11 protein-coding genes are annotated in these 19,619 nt (G+C 37.5%); 9 read left to right on the forward strand and 2 right to left on the reverse strand.

The annotated features are described in order from the left end of the window. The first annotated feature begins 30 nt into the window (after positions 1–30). Positions 31–1,668: a transcriptional regulator gene (locus CHB66_RS15680; protein WP_089242363.1), complete on the forward strand. Its 1,638-nt coding sequence runs from the start codon at positions 31–33 to the stop codon at positions 1,666–1,668. A gap of 54 nt (positions 1,669–1,722) precedes the next feature. Then, complete coding sequence (locus CHB66_RS15685) at positions 1,723–3,363, forward strand: hypothetical protein (RefSeq protein WP_089242364.1); 1,641 nt, start codon at positions 1,723–1,725, stop codon at positions 3,361–3,363. 387 nt (positions 3,364–3,750) lie between these two features. Here CHB66_RS15685 and CHB66_RS15690 read toward each other — a convergent pair whose 3' ends face one another. Together CHB66_RS15690 and CHB66_RS15695 are read right to left on the reverse strand one after the other, a co-directional pair. Beyond that, positions 3,751–6,153, reverse strand: a complete 2,403-nt coding sequence (locus CHB66_RS15690) for a ribonucleoside-diphosphate reductase subunit alpha (RefSeq protein WP_089242365.1) — start codon at positions 6,151–6,153, stop codon at positions 3,751–3,753. 30 nt (positions 6,154–6,183) lie between these two features. Beyond that, positions 6,184–7,164 carry a ribonucleoside-diphosphate reductase small subunit gene (locus CHB66_RS15695; protein WP_089242366.1) on the reverse strand — a complete coding sequence of 327 codons (981 nt, stop codon included), beginning with the start codon at positions 7,162–7,164 and terminating at the stop codon, positions 6,184–6,186. A 539-nt stretch (positions 7,165–7,703) separates the two neighbouring features. Here CHB66_RS15695 and rplU point away from each other — a divergent pair. From rplU to CHB66_RS15730, 7 genes are all read left to right on the forward strand, one after another. Further along, positions 7,704–8,015 carry a 50S ribosomal protein L21 gene (rplU, locus tag CHB66_RS15700; RefSeq protein WP_089242367.1) on the forward strand — a complete coding sequence of 104 codons (312 nt, stop codon included), beginning with the start codon at positions 7,704–7,706 and terminating at the stop codon, positions 8,013–8,015. A 34-nt stretch (positions 8,016–8,049) separates the two neighbouring features. Further along, positions 8,050–8,310: a 50S ribosomal protein L27 gene (rpmA, locus tag CHB66_RS15705; protein WP_089242368.1), complete on the forward strand. Its 261-nt coding sequence runs from the start codon at positions 8,050–8,052 to the stop codon at positions 8,308–8,310. 156 nt (positions 8,311–8,466) lie between these two features. Continuing rightward, positions 8,467–11,193, forward strand: a complete 2,727-nt coding sequence (locus CHB66_RS15710) for an alpha/beta hydrolase family protein (RefSeq protein ID WP_089242369.1) — start codon at positions 8,467–8,469, stop codon at positions 11,191–11,193. Positions 11,194–11,543: 350 nt separating this feature from the next. Then, positions 11,544–14,507, forward strand: coding sequence for a SusC/RagA family TonB-linked outer membrane protein (locus CHB66_RS15715; RefSeq protein ID WP_089242370.1), 2,964 nt, complete (start codon positions 11,544–11,546; stop codon positions 14,505–14,507). Positions 14,508–14,519: 12 nt separating this feature from the next. Then, a complete protein-coding gene (locus CHB66_RS15720) occupies positions 14,520–15,935 on the forward strand; it encodes a RagB/SusD family nutrient uptake outer membrane protein (RefSeq protein ID WP_076502997.1) in 1,416 nt (471 codons plus the stop codon). Positions 15,936–16,081: 146 nt separating this feature from the next. Beyond that, complete coding sequence (locus tag CHB66_RS15725; protein ID WP_089242371.1) at positions 16,082–19,150, forward strand: WD40/YVTN/BNR-like repeat-containing protein; 3,069 nt, start codon at positions 16,082–16,084, stop codon at positions 19,148–19,150. Between the two features lie 117 nt (positions 19,151–19,267). Continuing rightward, entirely contained in the window at positions 19,268–19,576 is a 309-nt protein-coding gene (locus CHB66_RS15730) for an HPF/RaiA family ribosome-associated protein (RefSeq protein ID WP_089242372.1), read from the forward strand. The last annotated feature ends 43 nt before the right edge of the window (positions 19,577–19,619 follow it).

Here is a 19,619-nt window from a genome sequence, read left to right on the forward strand (position 1 = left end):
AAAAATGTCTCATAGCTGAATTAAGAATTTATGAAATATATACTCAGCATCTTTTTAGCAATCTATCTCTTTTCGCCAGTAGTGGCTCAGGTTGATTTTGTCCAAAGACTTGAAATGGAAGTCAAGTTTGGGGAAAGTGATTATATGACCATTTTTACAGAAAGTGGACTAATTGCGTTCAGAACAAATAAAGACAGAAGTTCCAGTAGTCAGCCTATTTTTGAAATATTTAGTACAGATTTTAATCTTAATAAAGGAGCGATGAATACGATTCCTGTAAAACCTGGGTATGATTTAATCGGATATGACTGGAATGATGGTAGCTTTTATGCCCTATTTCAAAAAGGTAACTCTTATGCTAGTAAAGATCGATATATCATCAAAATAAAGCTTTCTGAGGAAGCGAATTTGGAATATGATATGTCCAACGTATTGGATATGGAGCTGAAGGAATTTTTTGTCTTGGGGGAAAAAATTGTATTTATGGGGGATTCGGAATCACTACCCGTCATTCAATTTTTTGATATAGAAACGAGCAATGTGATCACCGCGCAAGGAATATATTCTAAAGATTCAAAGATCCTCCAATTACGCAAAGATGAAGAACTTGGTGTAATTGATGTGCTGTTGAGTAAACGAGATCAATATAAAGTCAAGCAAGTATTCGTGATTACTTTTGACCTTGAAGGCAACAAGCTTAGAGAAATCAACCTTAAAGGTCTTGATGACCCCAAAATGGAGATCATAGAAGGGATACTGACCCCCTTCCAAGAGTATCAACAAGCTTTGATCGGAACTTATGGAAAGAAAAAGCAAGAGGCTTATCAGGGGATTTATATGTCTGAAATTAACGAGTTTGGAGAAATCACTAGTAAATACTATACACTCGAAAATCTAGAAAACTTTTATAATTATCTGCCTGAAAAAACCAGACAAAGAAGAATTAGAAGCTTAGAACAAAATCTAAGTAAAGGTAAAATCCCTACTATCAAGCCTGCTTTTTCCTCACGAGAAGTTATCACACTAGGAAATGGGCACCTGATTTATAGTGACCTTTTCACAGCCAATAATCCTAGGTATTTCCCTCGAGATGGTGTCTATGCCAATAGTTTTTACAGAATCAATCCGTACAGCCCTTTTTACAACAATATGTTTTATGATCCCTATTTTGGATACAGAGGTATGCCGTATAACCCCAACTTCAATACCTCAAGAGAGGGAGAGTATAAATTTCATGCTGCTCAAATTATACTACTAGATAACAATGGTGACATCGTCTGGGATAATGCTCTCCGACTACCAAGTAAGACTACCAACAACCCAAGTAAGTTTGGGGAGCTTAGTTACGATGGAAAGAAATTGCACTTTATGTATCTAGAGGGAGAAAAGCTGGCTTTAAGCTATATAGAAGATGGGGTAGTAATTTTCGAAAATGAACTTTTCGATATAGAACTCATCAACGAAACAGAAAGAATCAGGGATACGCAAGTGAGAAGTTTGATGCTATATTGGTGGTATGACAACAATTACTTATTGACAGGAAAGCAAAATATCAAGTACCAAGACGAAGATGGCAGACAGCAAAACAGAGATGTATTTTTTATTACTAAAATTGCTGTCGATGGGGCATTGTTTGATTTTGAAGACAGTAAATATAACTCAAACTAATCTATTGCGTAATAAAATAGTGAGTGGTTAAATTTTTAAAAAAAAAGATTCTTTATGCTTAATAAATCAACAGTCTTCTTATCCTGCTTTTTACTATTTATACAATCTACTTTTGCTCAAATAGAAATAGAAAATAAACTTGATCTTGATGTAAAATTTTCAGAATCAGACTTTATAACAATTAATACTTATGAAGGGGTTATTGGATTCAGGTCATATGTGAATCAATCAAAAGGTCCCATTTTAGAAGTTTTTGCAACAAATAAAGGTTTAGATATCACAAAATCCTATCAAGTTCCACTTCAGACTTATTACAGTATGGTAGGGTATTATTTATTTGATTTGAAACTTTATTTGATTTTTGAAAAGAGAGATCTCAGTGAAACAAAAAGATATTTGATTGAAGCAGATTTTCAAGAACAGCGCACCAAACAATACTCAATCGATAATCTGACTGAAATGATACTGAGGAATTTTATGGTCATAGATAGAAAGGTAGTTTTACAAGGAGAATTAGACCAAAGTCCCGTTTTACAATTATTTGATTTAGAAAATGGAGAGATAACAACTTTGCCAGGAATATTTTTTTATAAGGCTAAAGTCTTACAGCTTCACCATGATAAAAATATTGATTATTTCAATGTCTTAATCAGAAAGGAAGTTATCAATAAAGTTTACGAGTCATCACTTATTTCATTTGATACCAATGGAAATTTAATTAGAGAAATTACATTAAATAATCCAAATGAGAAAAAAATGGAATATATAGAATCAATACTTTTTTCAAGCGATAATTTAGACGAATCCTTGATTGGGACATACGGCCAGAAGAAAAAGTCAGCTTATTATGGGTACTATCAGAATACGATTGAGGATTTTGGAAATCAAAATATCCAATTTTTTAACCTATATAAATTTCCCAAATTTTATAATTACCTACCTGAAAGAAAAGCTAAAAGACTAACCAAAAGACTTGAGAGAAAAAAAGAAAACATTAAAAGCCCGAAACTTAAACCTTTAATAGCAGTAAGGAAAATAGTCGAACATGAAGATTACCAATTGGTGTATTCAGAAACGTTTACGAGTAGAGATGTTCTTTATTATCCTAGAAGAGGTCGTTATGCCGATTATTCTGCCTTAAGGATGGGATCCATCACACCTTCTCTTGTGGCATTCAATCCAATACCTAGAGGACTAACGAGAGGGGATAGTTACAGACTCCACGCAGGTAGTGAAACTTTTACCAATAATTTTATAGAAAATTTCAGGTATGTTTCAGGACATCTATTTTTAAAAGACAAAGAGGATAATATCATATGGGATGATGCCGTTTCATTGAAACCCTCAGGATCACATTTCCCAATCAAAATAGGAGAAGTCAACATTATGAACGAGAACGAGCTTCATCATATTTATAATGTTGAGAACAATCTTTTCATTCATTTTTTCAATCCTATAAATGGGACCAAGGAAAAATATGAAGTCCTTGTCACAGGATTGAACAACAATGAGGAATTAGTCGGAATCAAGCGAAACAGTTCAAAAATCGTTCATTGGTATGAGGATTACTATCTTTTCTCGAGCACTCAAAGAATTAGGTACACAGATGATGATGGAAATAGAAGTTTAAAAGATATCTTTTCTTTATACAAAGTAAAAATTCATAGAGATCAATTCAATCAAATTGAAAGATAGATTCTTTTTGAGTCTAGAAGGTTACTATTTAATGCTTAAAAAAAGGCGTTTTGACTTTAAATTGAGTTGAAAACAGAAAACTCTCTATTGATAATCTGACACTGTCAATATCTCTATCCAATAGAATAGGAAGATTCTTTAAAGTAAAGCACGGAAGTAAAAAACTAACTTACTGTTATGAAAACTACTACTTAGTCACATTTAAAGGGATGATTGATTCTATAAATAGAATTGCAAATGGCACATAAAATAACATAGAAGTCTTCAGTGTATCAAAAATAGAAGTAAACGCAGATTGAAATTGTTTGAATATCAAACAAAAAGCGTCCGACAAAATCGGACGCTTTTCTAACCATAAACGAACTCTAAATATTACTCCTTACTTAATTAACTGCCGCACATTTCACAGTCATCAGGATTATCTAATGAACATGCGATAGCATCTTGCTTTTGTTGTGTCATAGTCAAGTCAGAAGATACAGGCTGTGCCTGAGAGTCAACATTCAATGCTGCCTTATCTACTGTAAACTGAATAGCACTTGTTGCGGCCTGTGATCTCAAATAATACATACCTGTTTTCAGTCCTTTCTTCCATGCATAAAAATGCATAGAAGTCAATTTTCCAAAATTAGGGTCCTGCAAGAACACATTCATACTCTGAGATTGACAGATGTATGCTCCTCTATCTGCGGCCATATCAATGATGTTTTTCTGAGATATTTCCCAAACAGTTTTATATAAATCCTTGATGTTTTGTGGAACTCCAGGGATATTTTGTACAGAGCCATTAGCTGCTATCAACCTATTTTTCAAGTTGTCATTCCACAAACCTAAATTAATCAGATCTCGCATCAGGTGCTTATTCACCACAATGAACTCTCCAGACAAGGTTCTTCTGGTATAAATATTTGAAGTATAAGGTTCAAAACATTCATTGTTACCTAGAATCTGAGAAGTAGAAGCCGTTGGCATAGGGGCCACCAAAAGTGAATTTCTGATACCGTACTTTTTCACTTTATCCTTCAATTCTGACCAATTCCACCTGCCAGATTTAGGAGTTACACCCCAATGATCAAATTGGAACAAGCTCTGAGACACTGGTGATCCTTCATAGGTTTCATAAGTCCCTTCAACTTTTGCCAATTCCATGGATGTTTCCATCGCTGCAAAATACATGGTCTCAGCAATGTCTTCATTTAGTCTCCTTGCCTCTTCAGAATCAAATGGCATTCTTAAGAGAATGAAGGCATCAGCCAAACCTTGTACGCCAAGACCAATTGGCCTATGTCTGAAATTGGATCTTCTTGCTTCTTCTACTGGGTAGTAGTTGACATCTATGACCTTATTGAGGTTTCTTGTTGCTACTTTAGTGATTTCGTAAAGCTTTTGATGATCGAAATATTTTACACCATCCTTTCCTTCCAACACAAACTTAGGGAGTGCTATAGAAGCTAGATTACATACAGCAACCTCATCTGGAGCAGTATACTCGATGATTTCAGTACACAAGTTGGAGGACTTGATTGTCCCAAGGTTTTTCTGATTGGATTTCATATTTGCTGCATCTTTGTACAGCATGTATGGCGTTCCAGTCTCTATTTGGGATTCTAATATTTCGAACCACAACTCTTGCGCTTTTATAGTCTCGCGAGCAAGTCCTTCTCTCTCGTACTTTTCATATAATTTCTCAAACTCAGCACCGTAGCAGTCCGCCAATCCAGGTGCTTCATTTGGACAGAACAGAGACCAGCTTTCATTCTGCTCCACACGCTTCATGAACAAGTCTGGAATCCACATGGCGTAAAACAAATCTCTAGCTCGCATCTCTTCTTTACCATGATTTCTCTTCAACTCCAAGAAATCCTTTACATCAGCATGCCAAGGCTCCAAATAAATCGCAAAGCTTCCTTTCCTTTTTCCTCCACCCTGATCTACATAACGGGCAGTCATATCAAAGTTTCTCAACATCGGAACGATGCCATTAGAAACACCATTGGTTCCCTTGATGTAAGAGCCTTTTGCTCGTACATTATGAATAGAAAGACCAATGCCACCGGCAGACTGAGATATTTTGGCACACTGTTTCAAAGTATCATAAATACCATCAATACTATCATCCTTCATTGTCAAGAGAAAACATGAAGATAGCTGTGGCTTAGGTGTACCAGCGTTGAAAAGTGTTGGTGTAGCGTGTGTAAACCACTTTTCAGAAAGCAAGTTGTAAGTTTCGATTGCCGCTTCAATATCTTCTTTGTGAATTCCCACCGATACACGCATCAACATGTGCTGAGGCCTTTCTACAACTTTCCCATCCAATCGAGTCAGGTAGCTTCTTTCAAGCGTCTTAAAACCAAAATAATCGTAAGAGAAATCCCTATTATAATCAATGGCCTCGTCGAGCTTAGCTGCATTTTTCTTTATAATACCATAGACATCCTGGGCAATCAAAGCCGCATTTTCACTAGTCTTGGGGTTGATGTAAGTGTACAATCTTTTCATTGTATTTGAAAAAGATTGACTTGTGGTTTTGTGAAGGTTAGAAATCGCTATCCTCGCTGCCAAAGTTGCATATTCCGGATGCTTTACAGTAAGAGAAGCACAGATCTCGGCAGCCAAGTTGTCAAGCTCTGTAGTAGTCACACCATCATACAAGCCATCGATTACCTTTTTGGCAACCTCAATGGGCTGAATGTATCTATTATCCAATCCATAGCAAAGGTTTTCTATCCTTGCGGTGATTTTGTCGAATCTTACAGATTCTCTTCTTCCGTCTCTTTTGATTACTAGCATGATATCTTTGGTTTGGGCTTTAAAAATTTATTAGAAATCTTCTCCAATGGAGAATTTTGGGGAGTCACTTATTTCTGTGGACTTCATGACACCTGCCTTCTGGTAATCACCTACTCTTTTTTCAAAAAAGTTAGTTTTCCCTTGTAGAGAGATCATATCCATAAAGTCAAACGGATTGGTGCTGTTCCAAACTTTCTCACAGCCCAATTCCATAAGCAATCTATCGGCTACGAACTCTATATATTGACACATCAAGTCAGAGTTCATACCAATCAGTCTTACAGGTAAAGCATCAGTTACAAATTCTTTTTCAATTTCAACAGCATCTTTAATGATCATGGTTACTGTTTCTTTTGGCAATTGATTATTGACATGCTGCGTGTAAAGATGGCAGGCAAAATCACAGTGCAAGCCTTCGTCTCTTGAAATCAATTCATTTGAAAATGTTAATCCAGGCATTAAACCACGCTTCTTCAACCAGAATATAGAGCAAAAAGAACCCGAGAAGAAAATTCCCTCGACAGCAGCAAATGCAATCAAGCGCTCTTGGAAACTGCCATTATCAATCCATCTCAGCGCCCAGTCTGCTTTTCTCTTTACACAGTCTATGTGTTCAATGGCATTCAGGAGTTTATCCCTTTCCTTTGCATCTTTGATGTAAGTATCAATCAACAAACTATAGGTTTCCGAATGGATATTTTCCATCGCAATCTGAAACCCATAAAAGAACTTTGCTTCTGTGTATTGCACCTCAGCTACAAAATGCTCCGCAAGGTTTTCATTTACGATTCCATCACTAGCAGCGAAAAAAGCTAATACGTGGGAAATAAAATGTCTTTCTCCATCATTTAGATTTTTCCAGTCATTTAGATCTTGACTCAAATCGATCTCTTCAGCAGTCCAAAAACTAGCCTCTGCTTTCTTGTAATACTGCCAGATATCGTTATGCTGAATTGGAAAAAGGACAAAACGACTTTTGTTATCCTGAAGAATTGGTTCGATCTGTTGCATTTTTATAATAATTTAATGATTGAAAGCCTCGTCTCTAAGACTTTAAACATGATTTACTCCGACGTGCTAGGGCTTAAAAGGCAAAAAGATTCACTTGCCTCTGAACAAATATGGACAACAATTTTGAATAATAAAACCCGAAAACAGGCTATTTACTTAGTTTTTTGACCATTATTCAAAATACTTTAATTAATTGATTTACAAATTTTTAAATATATTATAGTATAACTTTAATTAAATCAAATACATCAAGATCACGCTTTTGATCTTTTTGAAAAAAAAATAAAAAAATATTTTTGGACTAAAACCAAGAAAACTTTGACCGTTGGTCAATTAATTCCCTTCAGAAGGAACTCTTTGAATGAATATCAATAAAAAGCTAATGAATAGCTGTAAATCAATTATCTTTGAAAGAAATAAAGGTTGAAAACCTCAGTAATCACTAAATTATCGTCCAATTTTATATACTTATTTTTTTGTATGAGGTAGACTTCCTATATTTGCACCTCAATTTGATAAAATAGTTTCAAACAAATTCTATGTACGCAATCGTTAACATCGCAGGTAAGCAGTTCAAAGTAACTAAAGATCAGTACGTCTATGCACCAAAATTGCAAGGCGAAGCTGGCGCTTCCGTGGAATTTGACCAAGTATTGTTGGCAGATGACAATGGTACAGTGTCAATCGGTGCTCCAGTAATCGCAGGAGCAAAGGTATCAGGAAAGATTCTTGATCATGTAAGAGGTGATAAAGTAATCGTCTTCAAGAAAAAAAGAAGAAAGGGTTACAAAAAGAAGAACGGTCACAGACAAGACTTCACTAAAGTATTGATCGAAAATATTGTATTATAAGAATTCCTTCAGGAATCAATAAACATTAAAGATTATGGCTCACAAGAAAGGTGTCGGTAGTTCCAAAAACGGAAGAGAATCACATAGTAAGAGACTAGGTGTTAAGAAATTTGGCGGTGAATCAGTAATTGCTGGTAATATCATCGTAAGACAAAGAGGTACTAAACATCATCCAGGAGAAAACGTAGGTCTAGGTAAAGATCATACGCTTTTCGCTACTGCTGATGGAAAAGTAGAATTCAAAAAGAAATTTGATGGTAAATCGTATGTTAACGTAGTTCCTGCGGAAGCATAATTAATACAATCAATAAATTATAAAGAGGATTTGTTTAGACAAGTCCTCTTTTTTTTGTCCGAACAAACCAACACCATCAATGTAATTTTTATTTGATTACTCCTGTTTTCATTTGATATTGGATTTTGATCAAAAAACTTACTAAAATCCAATCATATGAATTTAAATAAATACAGTATCATTTTATTACTAATGATCTTGGTGGGAAACAGCTATGCCCAAAAAAAGCTATTACAATTGGAGGACTATAGCAAATGGTCTAGAATAGTCTCTCCTACTACATCATCAGATGGAAATTGGTTTGCTTATGCCTTGCGCCCCAATGGAGGTGATGATACACTTCATCTCAAGTCCTTAGCTTCAGAGAAGCTAGAAAGGATTCCTTATGCTTCCTCTCCAACTTTTTCAAGTAGCAACGCTTATTTTGCTTATCTAACAAGACCAAACAAGGCTGAAACAGAAAAATTAAGAAAAGCTAGAAAACCTGTACCGACTACAGCCCATGTTAAATCCCTTAATTCTGATCATAAATTCTCAGTTGAGAGAGCAAATAGAATGGCTTTTTCAAATGATGGGAAGTTTTGGGCGGTATTGAAAGACAAGGCTGAGAATGCAAAATCGGATGTAAGGGGTTCTGATTTGGTCTTGTATGATTTATCGACTAAAACAGCCCTCAACCTGGGAAATGTTGTAGAATTTGCTTTTAATCAAAAAAGTAGCCACTTAGCTTACCTAGTAGATGCAGAAGATCAAATAGGTAATGGTGTTTTTATTCTTGACCTTAAGAGCATGGCTACTAAGAGTCTAGACAGTGACAAAGCTATCTATCAAAGCCTTACTTGGGATGATGCTCAAGCAAAAAAAGCTGAGTGGAGCAGTAAAGGCAATCAACTTGCCGTATTGAAAGGAAATAAAGTTGACTCTCTTATTCATCAAAATAACGAACTAATTGTCTTTACAGCTGTAGATAAAGCACCAGTAAAAAAAGTGCTCTCCAATAAGGTGAATGGTTTCCCAGATGACTACGTCATTAGTGAAAAAGGAAGACTAAGCTTTAGCAATGATGGTAAAACGGTAGGTTTGGGAATTAAGGAACAAGAAGCTAAAGTAAAAATGAGTAAGGACACCATTGCAAATGTAGATGTTTGGCATTGGAAAGATGATTATATTCAGTCGGTACAGATCGTAAGAGCAAATAGAGACAAAAACTACACTTACAATGCTATCTACCATGTAGCAGATGATAAATTCGTCAGACTCGCTGATGATGATCTCAAATATGTGATGGACTCTAAACATCCCCAATACAGAATAGGAAGAGATGACAACCCATATATCAGTGATGTCAACTGGGGGATTTCGCCAGCAGATCTTTATAGGGTAGACATCAATAATGGCTCACGTAAAAAAATCGAAGATTTAGTGATCAGAACTTTAGAGTCTTCGCCTGACGGAAGATATTACTTATATCAAAAAGATACGGCTATTATCGCTTACGACCTTCAAACTGATAAAAAAACGAATATTTCTGAGAAAGCAGCAGTCATCTTCATGGATATGGAGCATCCTTATCCGCATGAGAACCCAACTTTCGGTGTGGCTGGATGGACTAAGGATGGTAAAAATGTAATTCTCAATCATAAGTATGACCTCTGGATGCTAGTGCTAGACGGCTCTAAAGCTGAAAACATTACCAAAATAGGAGATCAACAAGAAATTAGATTGAGATATATTTCTCTAGACAGTGAAGAAGAGTGGATTGATACGAAAAAACCACTACTTCTGACTGCCTATGGTGACAAGACGAAAAAAGAAGGTTTCTTTGAATTGAACTTAGGTTCTCAGCCAAAAGCTTTGGTGTACGAGGACATGAGCTATGGTAGACCTATGAAAGCAGAAAATAGTGATAAAGTCTTTTTCACCAAACAAACATTTGTAGATTATCCTGATTACTATGCTGCAAATAGTAAGTTTAATGGCCAGAAAAAACTAACCGATGCCAATCCGCAGCAAGTTGAATATGCATGGGGAAGCAGAAAATTGGTTGATTTCACTGACAGCAGAGGCAACAAGTTGCAAGGTACCATGACGTTACCTGCTGATTATGAAGAAGGGAAAGCTTACCCTACGATTATTTACTTTTACGAAACCATGTCAGAGCGACATCACCAGTACTCTATGCCAGTATATGATGACCGACCGCATTTCTCCACTTACGCAAGTAATGGCTATGTGATTTTTATGCCAGACATTGTATTTGAAGAAGGCAAGCCTGGTACTAGCTCACTTGATGTCATCACATCTGCTGCCAAAGAATTGATCAAGCAAGGGTATGCGGATGAAAACAACATAGGGCTTCAAGGACACAGCTGGAGTGGATACCAGACTTCATTTATCCTGACTCAGACTGATATGTTTAAGTGTATCGTGACAGGCGCTCCACCTACCAATTTGGAGAGCTTCTACAATAATATTTATGGTAGTAGTGGAACTGTACACCATGGAATCATGGAAATCGGTCAAGTAAGAATGGGGTATGGCGTGACACCTTGGACACATAGAGAAATCTATCAGCGTGAAAATCCGATGTTTCATATCCCAAATATCAAAACGCCATTCATGATTCTTCATGGCACCAAAGATGGAGCGGTGGATTGGTCACAAGGACTTGAATTATACAATGCTGCCAGAAGAATGGGTAAAGAAGTGATCTTCCTTTCCTATCCAAATGAAGGTCATCACCTAGCCAACGAGGCTAATCAAAAAGACTTCCAAAGAAGGATGAAAGAGTACTTTGACCATCATTTGATGAATAAGCCTGCTCCTGAGTGGATGGAAAAAGGTGTACCTCATCTTAAAAAGCTTTACGAGAAAGCTGATTAACAAACCAGTCTTTAAAATCTAAAAACTATCAGTCAATTCATTTTGGTTGACAGTTTTTTTTATCATATATAGTTAATAATTCAGAATTAAATACGTGGTAATTAATAAAAAAAAATAAAATATTCTAATCATAAAAGAATAATAAACAGAGACTAACAATAGTAAATTTCGATTAATACTTATATTAATTATTTAAACTAATATTATCACTTGATTTTAAAACTATTCTAACATTATTTTTCAGTTTACCATTTTTAATACTTTTATTTAGATGAACCCTTGAAAATTAAGCAAGATTTTTTCTAACTTTTAAGAAGTTTATTGTTCAACAATACTAAACCAGTCTAACTATGAGGAAAGTTTTACTCGCAGTCATGTTATCATTGATTGCATCGACGGGCTATCTGCATGCCCAACAAAAAAACGTATCTGGTACAGTGATATCAGGCTCAGACAACCAGCCAATACCTGGTGCAAACATCCAAGTCAAAGGAACTACTATCGGGACAGTAACCGATATTGATGGTTCCTTTACAATTCAAGTCCCCAATAGTGATGCGGTCTTGATCTTTACCTACATTGGCTATTTAAGTCAAGAAGTGGTCGTTGGAACTAGAAGCAGTATCAACATTACGCTACGTGAAGATGTCAAGCAGCTAGGAGAAGTAATCATCGTTGGTTATGGAGAGCAAGACAGAAAGACCCTAACCTCAGCTATTTCTTCAGTAAGCTCCAAAGACATTGAAAATCTACCTATGCCAAGCCCTGATCAAATGATGCAGGGTCGTGCAGCTGGTGTTTTAGTATCATCAAATTCAGGAATTCCTGGGGGTGGTATGTTTGTCAGAGTAAGAGGTACAACTTCGATCAATGCAAACAACGACCCCCTCTATGTAGTGGATGGTATTCCAATTGTCTCGGGAAACTTATCAGCAGTTGGGCTTGGTGGTAGTACTGCAAATGCGATGGCTGATATCAATCCCGCCGATATTGAATCTATGGAAATCCTAAAGGATGCATCAGCAACAGCCATATACGGAGCAAGAGCTGCCAATGGAGTAGTTTTGATTACTACCAAAAGAGGTAAAAGTCAAAAAGCTAGGGTAACAATCGGCGCCTATCACGGTGTACAAAGCGCTTGGAGAAAGCCAGACTTGGTAGATGGATCCACTTTTGAGATGCTTCGCAATGAAGCAGCTGTTAACAATGGTGGCCAACCAATATATCCGAATCCATCTCAAGCAATTAGTACAAATTATGCTGATTTTGTTTTTAGAGATGCGCCAATTACCAACTTTGATGTTTCTGTTACTGGTGGTAATGACCAAATAAGGTATCTAGCATCTGCTTCAGATTTCAATCAGGATGGAATTGTTGCTCCATCTTCATTTACAAGAAGAACTGGAAGACTTAATCTTGATGCTTTCGTTTCGGATAAATTAAAAATTGGAACCAGTATCCTATATTCAAGAAATATCAGAAATAGGGTCAATAATGATGACAACATTGCTGGAGCACTAGGTGGTACGCACTTCTTTCCATCTAACTTACCACCATACCAGCCAGATGGTAGTTATACAAAGTTCTCAATTTTCGAGAACCCTATTGCTGTAATCAATGAAAATGATATTACCATGGTGACAAACAGAGTATTAGCCACAGTATATGGTGAATATGAATTTTTCCCTGGTCTGACATTAAGAAGTAATTTCAGCGTAGATTATAATAATGTAAAAGAAGATACCTACATCAACACTCTACTCAATGCTGGTGCTGCTGTAAATGGTCAAGCAACTTCAATAGTTTCTGTAAATGACAACTGGATTCAAGAAAATGTTTTAAACTATCAGACCAATTTCGATGGAGGTCATAGTCTAAGCGTACTGCTAGGAACAACATTACAACAATCAACTTTTGAAAGAACTTCGGCAACAGGACAACAATTCCCGTCCAATGACTTCAAAAGAATTGCTTCTGCTGCAGTTCAAACATCATCTTCTGATGGATCTATCTGGGGAATTGCTTCTTTGTTTACCAGAATAAATTATTCCCTTCAAAACAAATATTTACTAACCTTGAATGTGAGGCGAGATGGTAGTTCTAGATTTGGTACAGCCAATAGATGGGGAACATTCCCTTCTGCAGCAGTAGGCTGGAGAATTTCTGAGGAAGACTTCTTTAATAAAAGTAAACTTGTATCTGACCTAAAACTTCGCTCAAGTTACGGTGTCACTGGTAATCAAAACGGTATCAACGATTTCCAATCAAGAGGACTATGGGCAGGTGGAGCAAATTATGCAATCACTCCTGGAACCGAACCTTCTCAGTTAGCAAATCCAGATTTAAAATGGGAAAGAACGGCTCAATTTAATATTGGAGTTGACTTTGCCATGTTCAGTGACAGGCTCAATGTCTCTTTTGATTATTACAACAAACAGACTACTGACCTGCTCTTAGCAGTACCTATCCCTAGAGCCAGTGGTTTCAGCAGTATTTTCCAAAACTTTGGTGAAATGGAAAACAAAGGATTTGAACTTTCAATCGCTGGAAACTTGGTGAATAGACAAGATTTTACTTGGGATGTCAATTTCAATGTCGCTCAAAATAGAAACAACATTAAAAAGCTAGCACAGGCCATTCCAGTGTACAACAGAGATATCATCAGAATGGAAGAAGGAATACCTATGTACTCATTCTGGATGCACAAGCAGTTAGGTGTAAATCCTGAAACTGGAGACCCAATATGGGAGACAAAAGATCCAAATAGACCATTTGATCCAAATATTGATAGGTTCATTGTAGGTGATGCATGGCCTGATTTCTTTGGAGGACTCACCAATACCTTTAGGTATAAGAATTTCGATGCCATGATTTTCTTCCAGTACTCTTATGGAAACGATCAGCTTTTTTGGAATAAATTCTTCCAAGAGCACGGAGGAACAAGGAATACGAACTTCCTATCCAGCCAGCTTGAAAGATGGCAACAGCCTGGAGACATCACCATGGTTCCAAGAATGACTAATGCCAACTATGCAGCCAACCTTAGGCCTTCAAGGTTTGTGGAAGATGGATCCTATTTGAGATTGAAGAATTTAAGCATTGGCTATACTTTACCAGCCTCTCTGGCATCCAAACTAGGGATGACCTCAGCAAGAGTGTATATCAGCGGACAAAATGTACTAACCTTCACGAATTACAGTGGAATGGATCCTGAAGTCAACTCTACAGCTAGTACAGCTACCACGCAAGGAGTTGATTTCTACGCTATGCCGCAGCCAAGAGTATTTATGGGAGGTTTCAATATCACATTCTAAATCCAAGAAATCATGAAATTTAACAAATTAATATTAGGTATATCGATTTTAGGATTTGGTCTGAACACAGCATGTAATGTATTGGATCAAGAACCTGAAACACAAATATCAGATCAGACAGCATTCACCAACGAAAAAAGTGCTGATGCTGCACTAGCAGGATTGTACCATCAATTACAATCTGGTTTCTATTATGGTAGAAATTTCCAAATCATCAGTGATGTATCCAGTGACATTTCTCAAAGTGTAGGAACTTGGGATTTCTACAGAGAATTGGATACATATCAACTGGACGCCTCAAACCTTGAAATCACCAACTTCTATACGGCTGCTTATAGAGCCGTGAACCAAGCCAATAATATCATTGCAGAGGTTCCGAACATAGAAATGACTCAGGCCAGAAAAGACAACATCATCGGTCAAGCATATTTTGTCAGAGCATTGGCATTCTTTGATTTGAATAGAGTCTTTGGGGGTGTTCCTGGAGTGCATGGTGAGCGTAGTGTTGTGCTTCCCACGACACCTTCTAGAGCTGTCAATGAATCACTTTACCCAAGTAGACCTGTACTGATAGACGGCTACAACCAGGTAGAGGCTGACCTATTAAATGCACTCAACCTTCTTCCTGAAACACAAGCGAATAACACCGCCACCAAAGCTAGGGCTGTAAAAGGAACTGCAAGAGCTTTACTTTCTAGGTTTTACTTGTATACTAAAAACTACCAAGAAGTAATCAGACTCAGTACTGACGTGATCAATGATAGCAAATACAGCCTCTTAAATGATTATTTGGGAATATTTGCCGGGGAGTTTACTTCCGAATCTATCTTTGAACTTGAGTTTATCGCGGCGGATCAAAGTGGTATGCGATTTTGGTATTTCCCAGGAGCTCAAGGAGGTAGGGGTGAGTTAGCTGTTCACGAAAGCTTCATTGCAGAGATTCAAGCCAACAGCAATGACATAAGAGGTACCATGTTTGGCTTTGATGGTGTGCAAGGTGTATTCTATCCTACAAAATATAGAAAGCCTGGGAATATCGACAACTTCCATGTCATTAGAGTCTCTGAGATGTATCTCAATAGAGCTGAAGCTTATGCTCAAAGTCCAACTACTCTTCCACTTGCTATCGCTGACATCAATGCAGTGAGAAATAGAGCGGGTGCTGGAGCATATTCAGGACCTATTTCTACACAGGATATTCTCTTAGAAATCGAAAAGCAAAGAAAATTTGAGTTTGCTTTTGAAGGTCATAGTTTCTTCGACTTGGTAAGGACAGGGAGAGCACTTACAGTGTTGGGGAGTGTAAGTCGCAAGAATTCTGCTGCGCCAGTGAGTTTGGACCAACCTTGGAAGCAAATTCTACCAATCCCAAGGGATGAGTTACTCTCCAATCCAAATATGACACAAAATCCAAATTACGGAAATTAATATTTCAATCTTAGCAAGCTGTTTGGGATCAGTAGTATTCCAAACAGCTTTTTTTCAAATAGACTTTTGACCATTGATCATTTTCCCTAATGTGTACCCTTCAAAATAAAGTAAATTTTAAGAATCAATAACAAACCCTTTATACTATGAGAAAAATCTATATTCCAATCTTAAGCTTTCTTCTCTGGTTTTTGATCATACCAACGCCAGAAATCAAGGCACAGACCTATGATGAAAAGATATATGAAGCAGTACAATGGCGACTAGTAGGACCACATAGAGGTGGTAGATCTGCAGCCGTAGAAGGTATTGCTGGAGCTCCTGACACTTACTACTTCGGTGCAACTGGAGGCGGTGTATGGCGAACAGACGACTCGGGGAAAACTTGGCGATCTGTTTCTGATGGTTATTTTGGTGGCTCTATTGGTGCTGTCGCTGTAGCTCCAAGTGATACGAGTATCGTCTATGTAGGCGGTGGCGAAAAAACTGTCCGTGGTAATGTATCCTATGGCTATGGCATCTGGAAAAGCAAAGACTCTGGCAAATCATGGGAACAAACAGGGCTCAAAGACTCAAGATTTATCCCGAGGGTAAGAATTCACCCAAAAAATCCAGACGTAGTATACGCAGCAGTACTAGGTGATATATTCAAACCAACCCCAGACCGAGGCGTATACAAATCTACCGATGGAGGATACAATTGGGAAAAGATACTATATGTCAATGAAGTATCAGGTGCCATCGACTTGATCATGGATCCAAATGATCCAGAAACACTCTATGCGACCACTTGGGAAGTCAAAAGAACTCCATACAGCTTAGAAAGTGGTGGCCCAGGTTCTAAAATGTTTAAGAGTACCGATGGTGGTAAGAACTGGACACAAATATCTAGAAATCCTGGACTTCCTGAGGGATTGCTTGGGATCATGGGCATCACGGTTTCTCCTGTAAACTCAAATAGACTTTGGGCCATTGTAGAAAACCTCAATGGAGGTGTTTTCCGATCTGATGACGGAGGCAAAACTTGGGAAAAAACCAATGAAGATAGAAACCTCAGACAAAGAGCGTGGTATTACACCAGAATCTATGCAGACACACAAGAAGAAAATACTGTCTATGTTGTCAATGTAAGGTATCATAAATCGACCGATGGGGGTGAAACATTCACAAGCCATTCCGCTCCACATGGAGATCATCATGACCTTTGGATAGATCCTAACAATAACAAGAGAATGGTGATCGCTGATGATGGCGGCGCTCAGGTTAGCCATGATGGAGGTGCTAATTGGTCTACTTATATGAACCAACCAACCGCACAGTTCTACAGAGTGACTACAGATAATCATTTCCCGTACAGAATCTACGGCGCTCAGCAAGATAACAGTACCATGCGAATCGCTCATAGAAATGAAGGTGGAGCAATTACAGAATCTGACTGGGAAGTTAGTGCTGGATCTGAAAGTGGATGGCTCGCTGTAGATCCTGACAATCCTGATGTGGTCTTTGGTGGAAACTATGGTGGACTACTCCAAAGACTGGATCATGGCACCATGGCAAGAAGAAATGTCAATGTCTACCCTGACAACCCAATGGGGCATGGAGCAGAAGGAATGAAATATAGATTCCAATGGAACTTTCCTATTTTCTTCTCTATACACGATTCAAAAGTACTCTATACTACTTCTAACCAAGTTCACAGATCTACCAATGGAGGTCAGTCATGGCAAACCATCAGCGGAGACCTTACCAGAAATGCTAAGGAAAAACTTGGACCATCTGGAGGGCCAATTACTAAAGACAACACTTCTGTAGAGTACTACAGCACTATATTCTCAGCAGCTGAAAATCCAATCAAAGCAGGAGTAATCTGGACAGGTTCTGATGATGGATTGGTTCATGTATCCAAAGACAATGGAGCTACTTGGGAAAATGTCACTCCAAAAGATCTTCCAGAATGGACTCAAATCAACAGTATGGAAGGACATCCTTTTGAAGAGGGAGGAGTATATTTTGCTGCTACTTCTTATAAAAATGGGGACTTTGCACCATACCTGTACAAGACTACTGATTTTGGTAAAACTTGGACTAAAATAGTCAACGGTATCGACGGGGAACATTTTACCAGAGTGGTAAGAGCAGATCCTGTCAAGCGAGGTATACTCTATGCGGGGACTGAGACTGGCATGTACATTTCATTCAATGATGGATCAAACTGGCAACCTTTTCAACTTAATCTACCTATAGTTCCAATCACAGATTTGACGATCAAAGAAAATAATTTGATAGCAGCTACTCAAGGGAGAAGTTTCTGGATAATAGATGACTTGACAGTCTTGCACCAAATGTCTGAAGACATCTCTAATAAACCATTTCATCTTTTCAAACCACAGGATTCTTATCGACTTGATGGTATGAGGAGAGAGTCTCTGACTGCTGGAACAAATAGACCAGGTGGTGTATTGGTATATTATCACTTGAAAGATGAACCTAAAGATGAGCTTAGATTTGAGTTTTATGACAACAACAATAAGCTCATTAGAGAATTTTCTTCCAAAGCGGAAGGTGGCGAAAAAATAAAATATAGCCTTGGATCTAATGAATTTAACTGGAATTTGAGAATACCAGATGCGAGAGGATTTGAAGGGATGATCATGTGGTCAGGCCCATTGAGAGGTCCAAAGGTAGTTCCAGGTGATTATAAGGTAAAGCTAATCGTAGATGGAGTAGCTCAAGAACAAGGATTCAAAGTTCTGCCTGACCTGAGATATCCTTCTACACAAGATGATCTGCAAGCACAATACGACTTCTTGTTGGCTGTCAGAGATAAACTCACTGAAACTCACGAGGCCATCATCATGATCAGAAAATATCGAGATGAACTCAATGCAATCGTTGAAAAAGATGCTAGACAAAAAAGGAGAATTGAACCTATCATAAAACAAATATCTGATATCGAGAAGGAACTTTATCAAACTCAAAATAGAAGTGGTCAAGATCCATTGAACTACCCTATCAGATTGAATAATAAACTCGCGCACCTCAACGTGATCGCAGGTACAGGAGAATACCGGCCAACCGACGGTGCTGAGGAAGTTAGAGCAGAAATCACCAAACAGATTAATATTCAACTCACTAAATTCAGAGAGATCGAAAGCAATCAAATCTCGAAAATTCTCAATATTGAAGAGATGAAAACTGAATTGACAAAAAAATAAGTCTCAGACTGAGATGATTAAAAAAGCCACTCAAATTGAGTGGTTTTTTTGTGACTTTTAACACCTTAAATCCGTATAATTAGATATATTTTCGAAACAAATCTAAATTTTATAACCATGAACTACACTGAAAATTATAAAGGAGTAAAGATCGATGTTCAATCTCCAAATCTCGATGTAAGCGAATCTGTTCAAGCCGAAATCAGAGCCAGCATAGATAAACTCTCTAGATTCACTTCAAATATCAATGCACTAGATATATACTTCAAATCTGAAGGTCAAGGCGGCACGGCTACCACGACAATCGGAATGAGAGTAGGTGTTCCAGGGCCAGATGTATTTGCAGAAGAAAAAGGCGAAAATTGGATCGGCATGCTGAAGTCTGTAACAGACAAAAACATCAGACAACTTCAAAAAGACAAATAAAAATTCAATACCGTTTAGATAAATCTACAAGTTGAATTTAAAC

This window comes from Belliella buryatensis (assembly GCF_900188245.1).
GTDB classification, from domain to species: Bacteria; Bacteroidota; Bacteroidia; order Cytophagales; family Cyclobacteriaceae; genus Belliella; species Belliella buryatensis.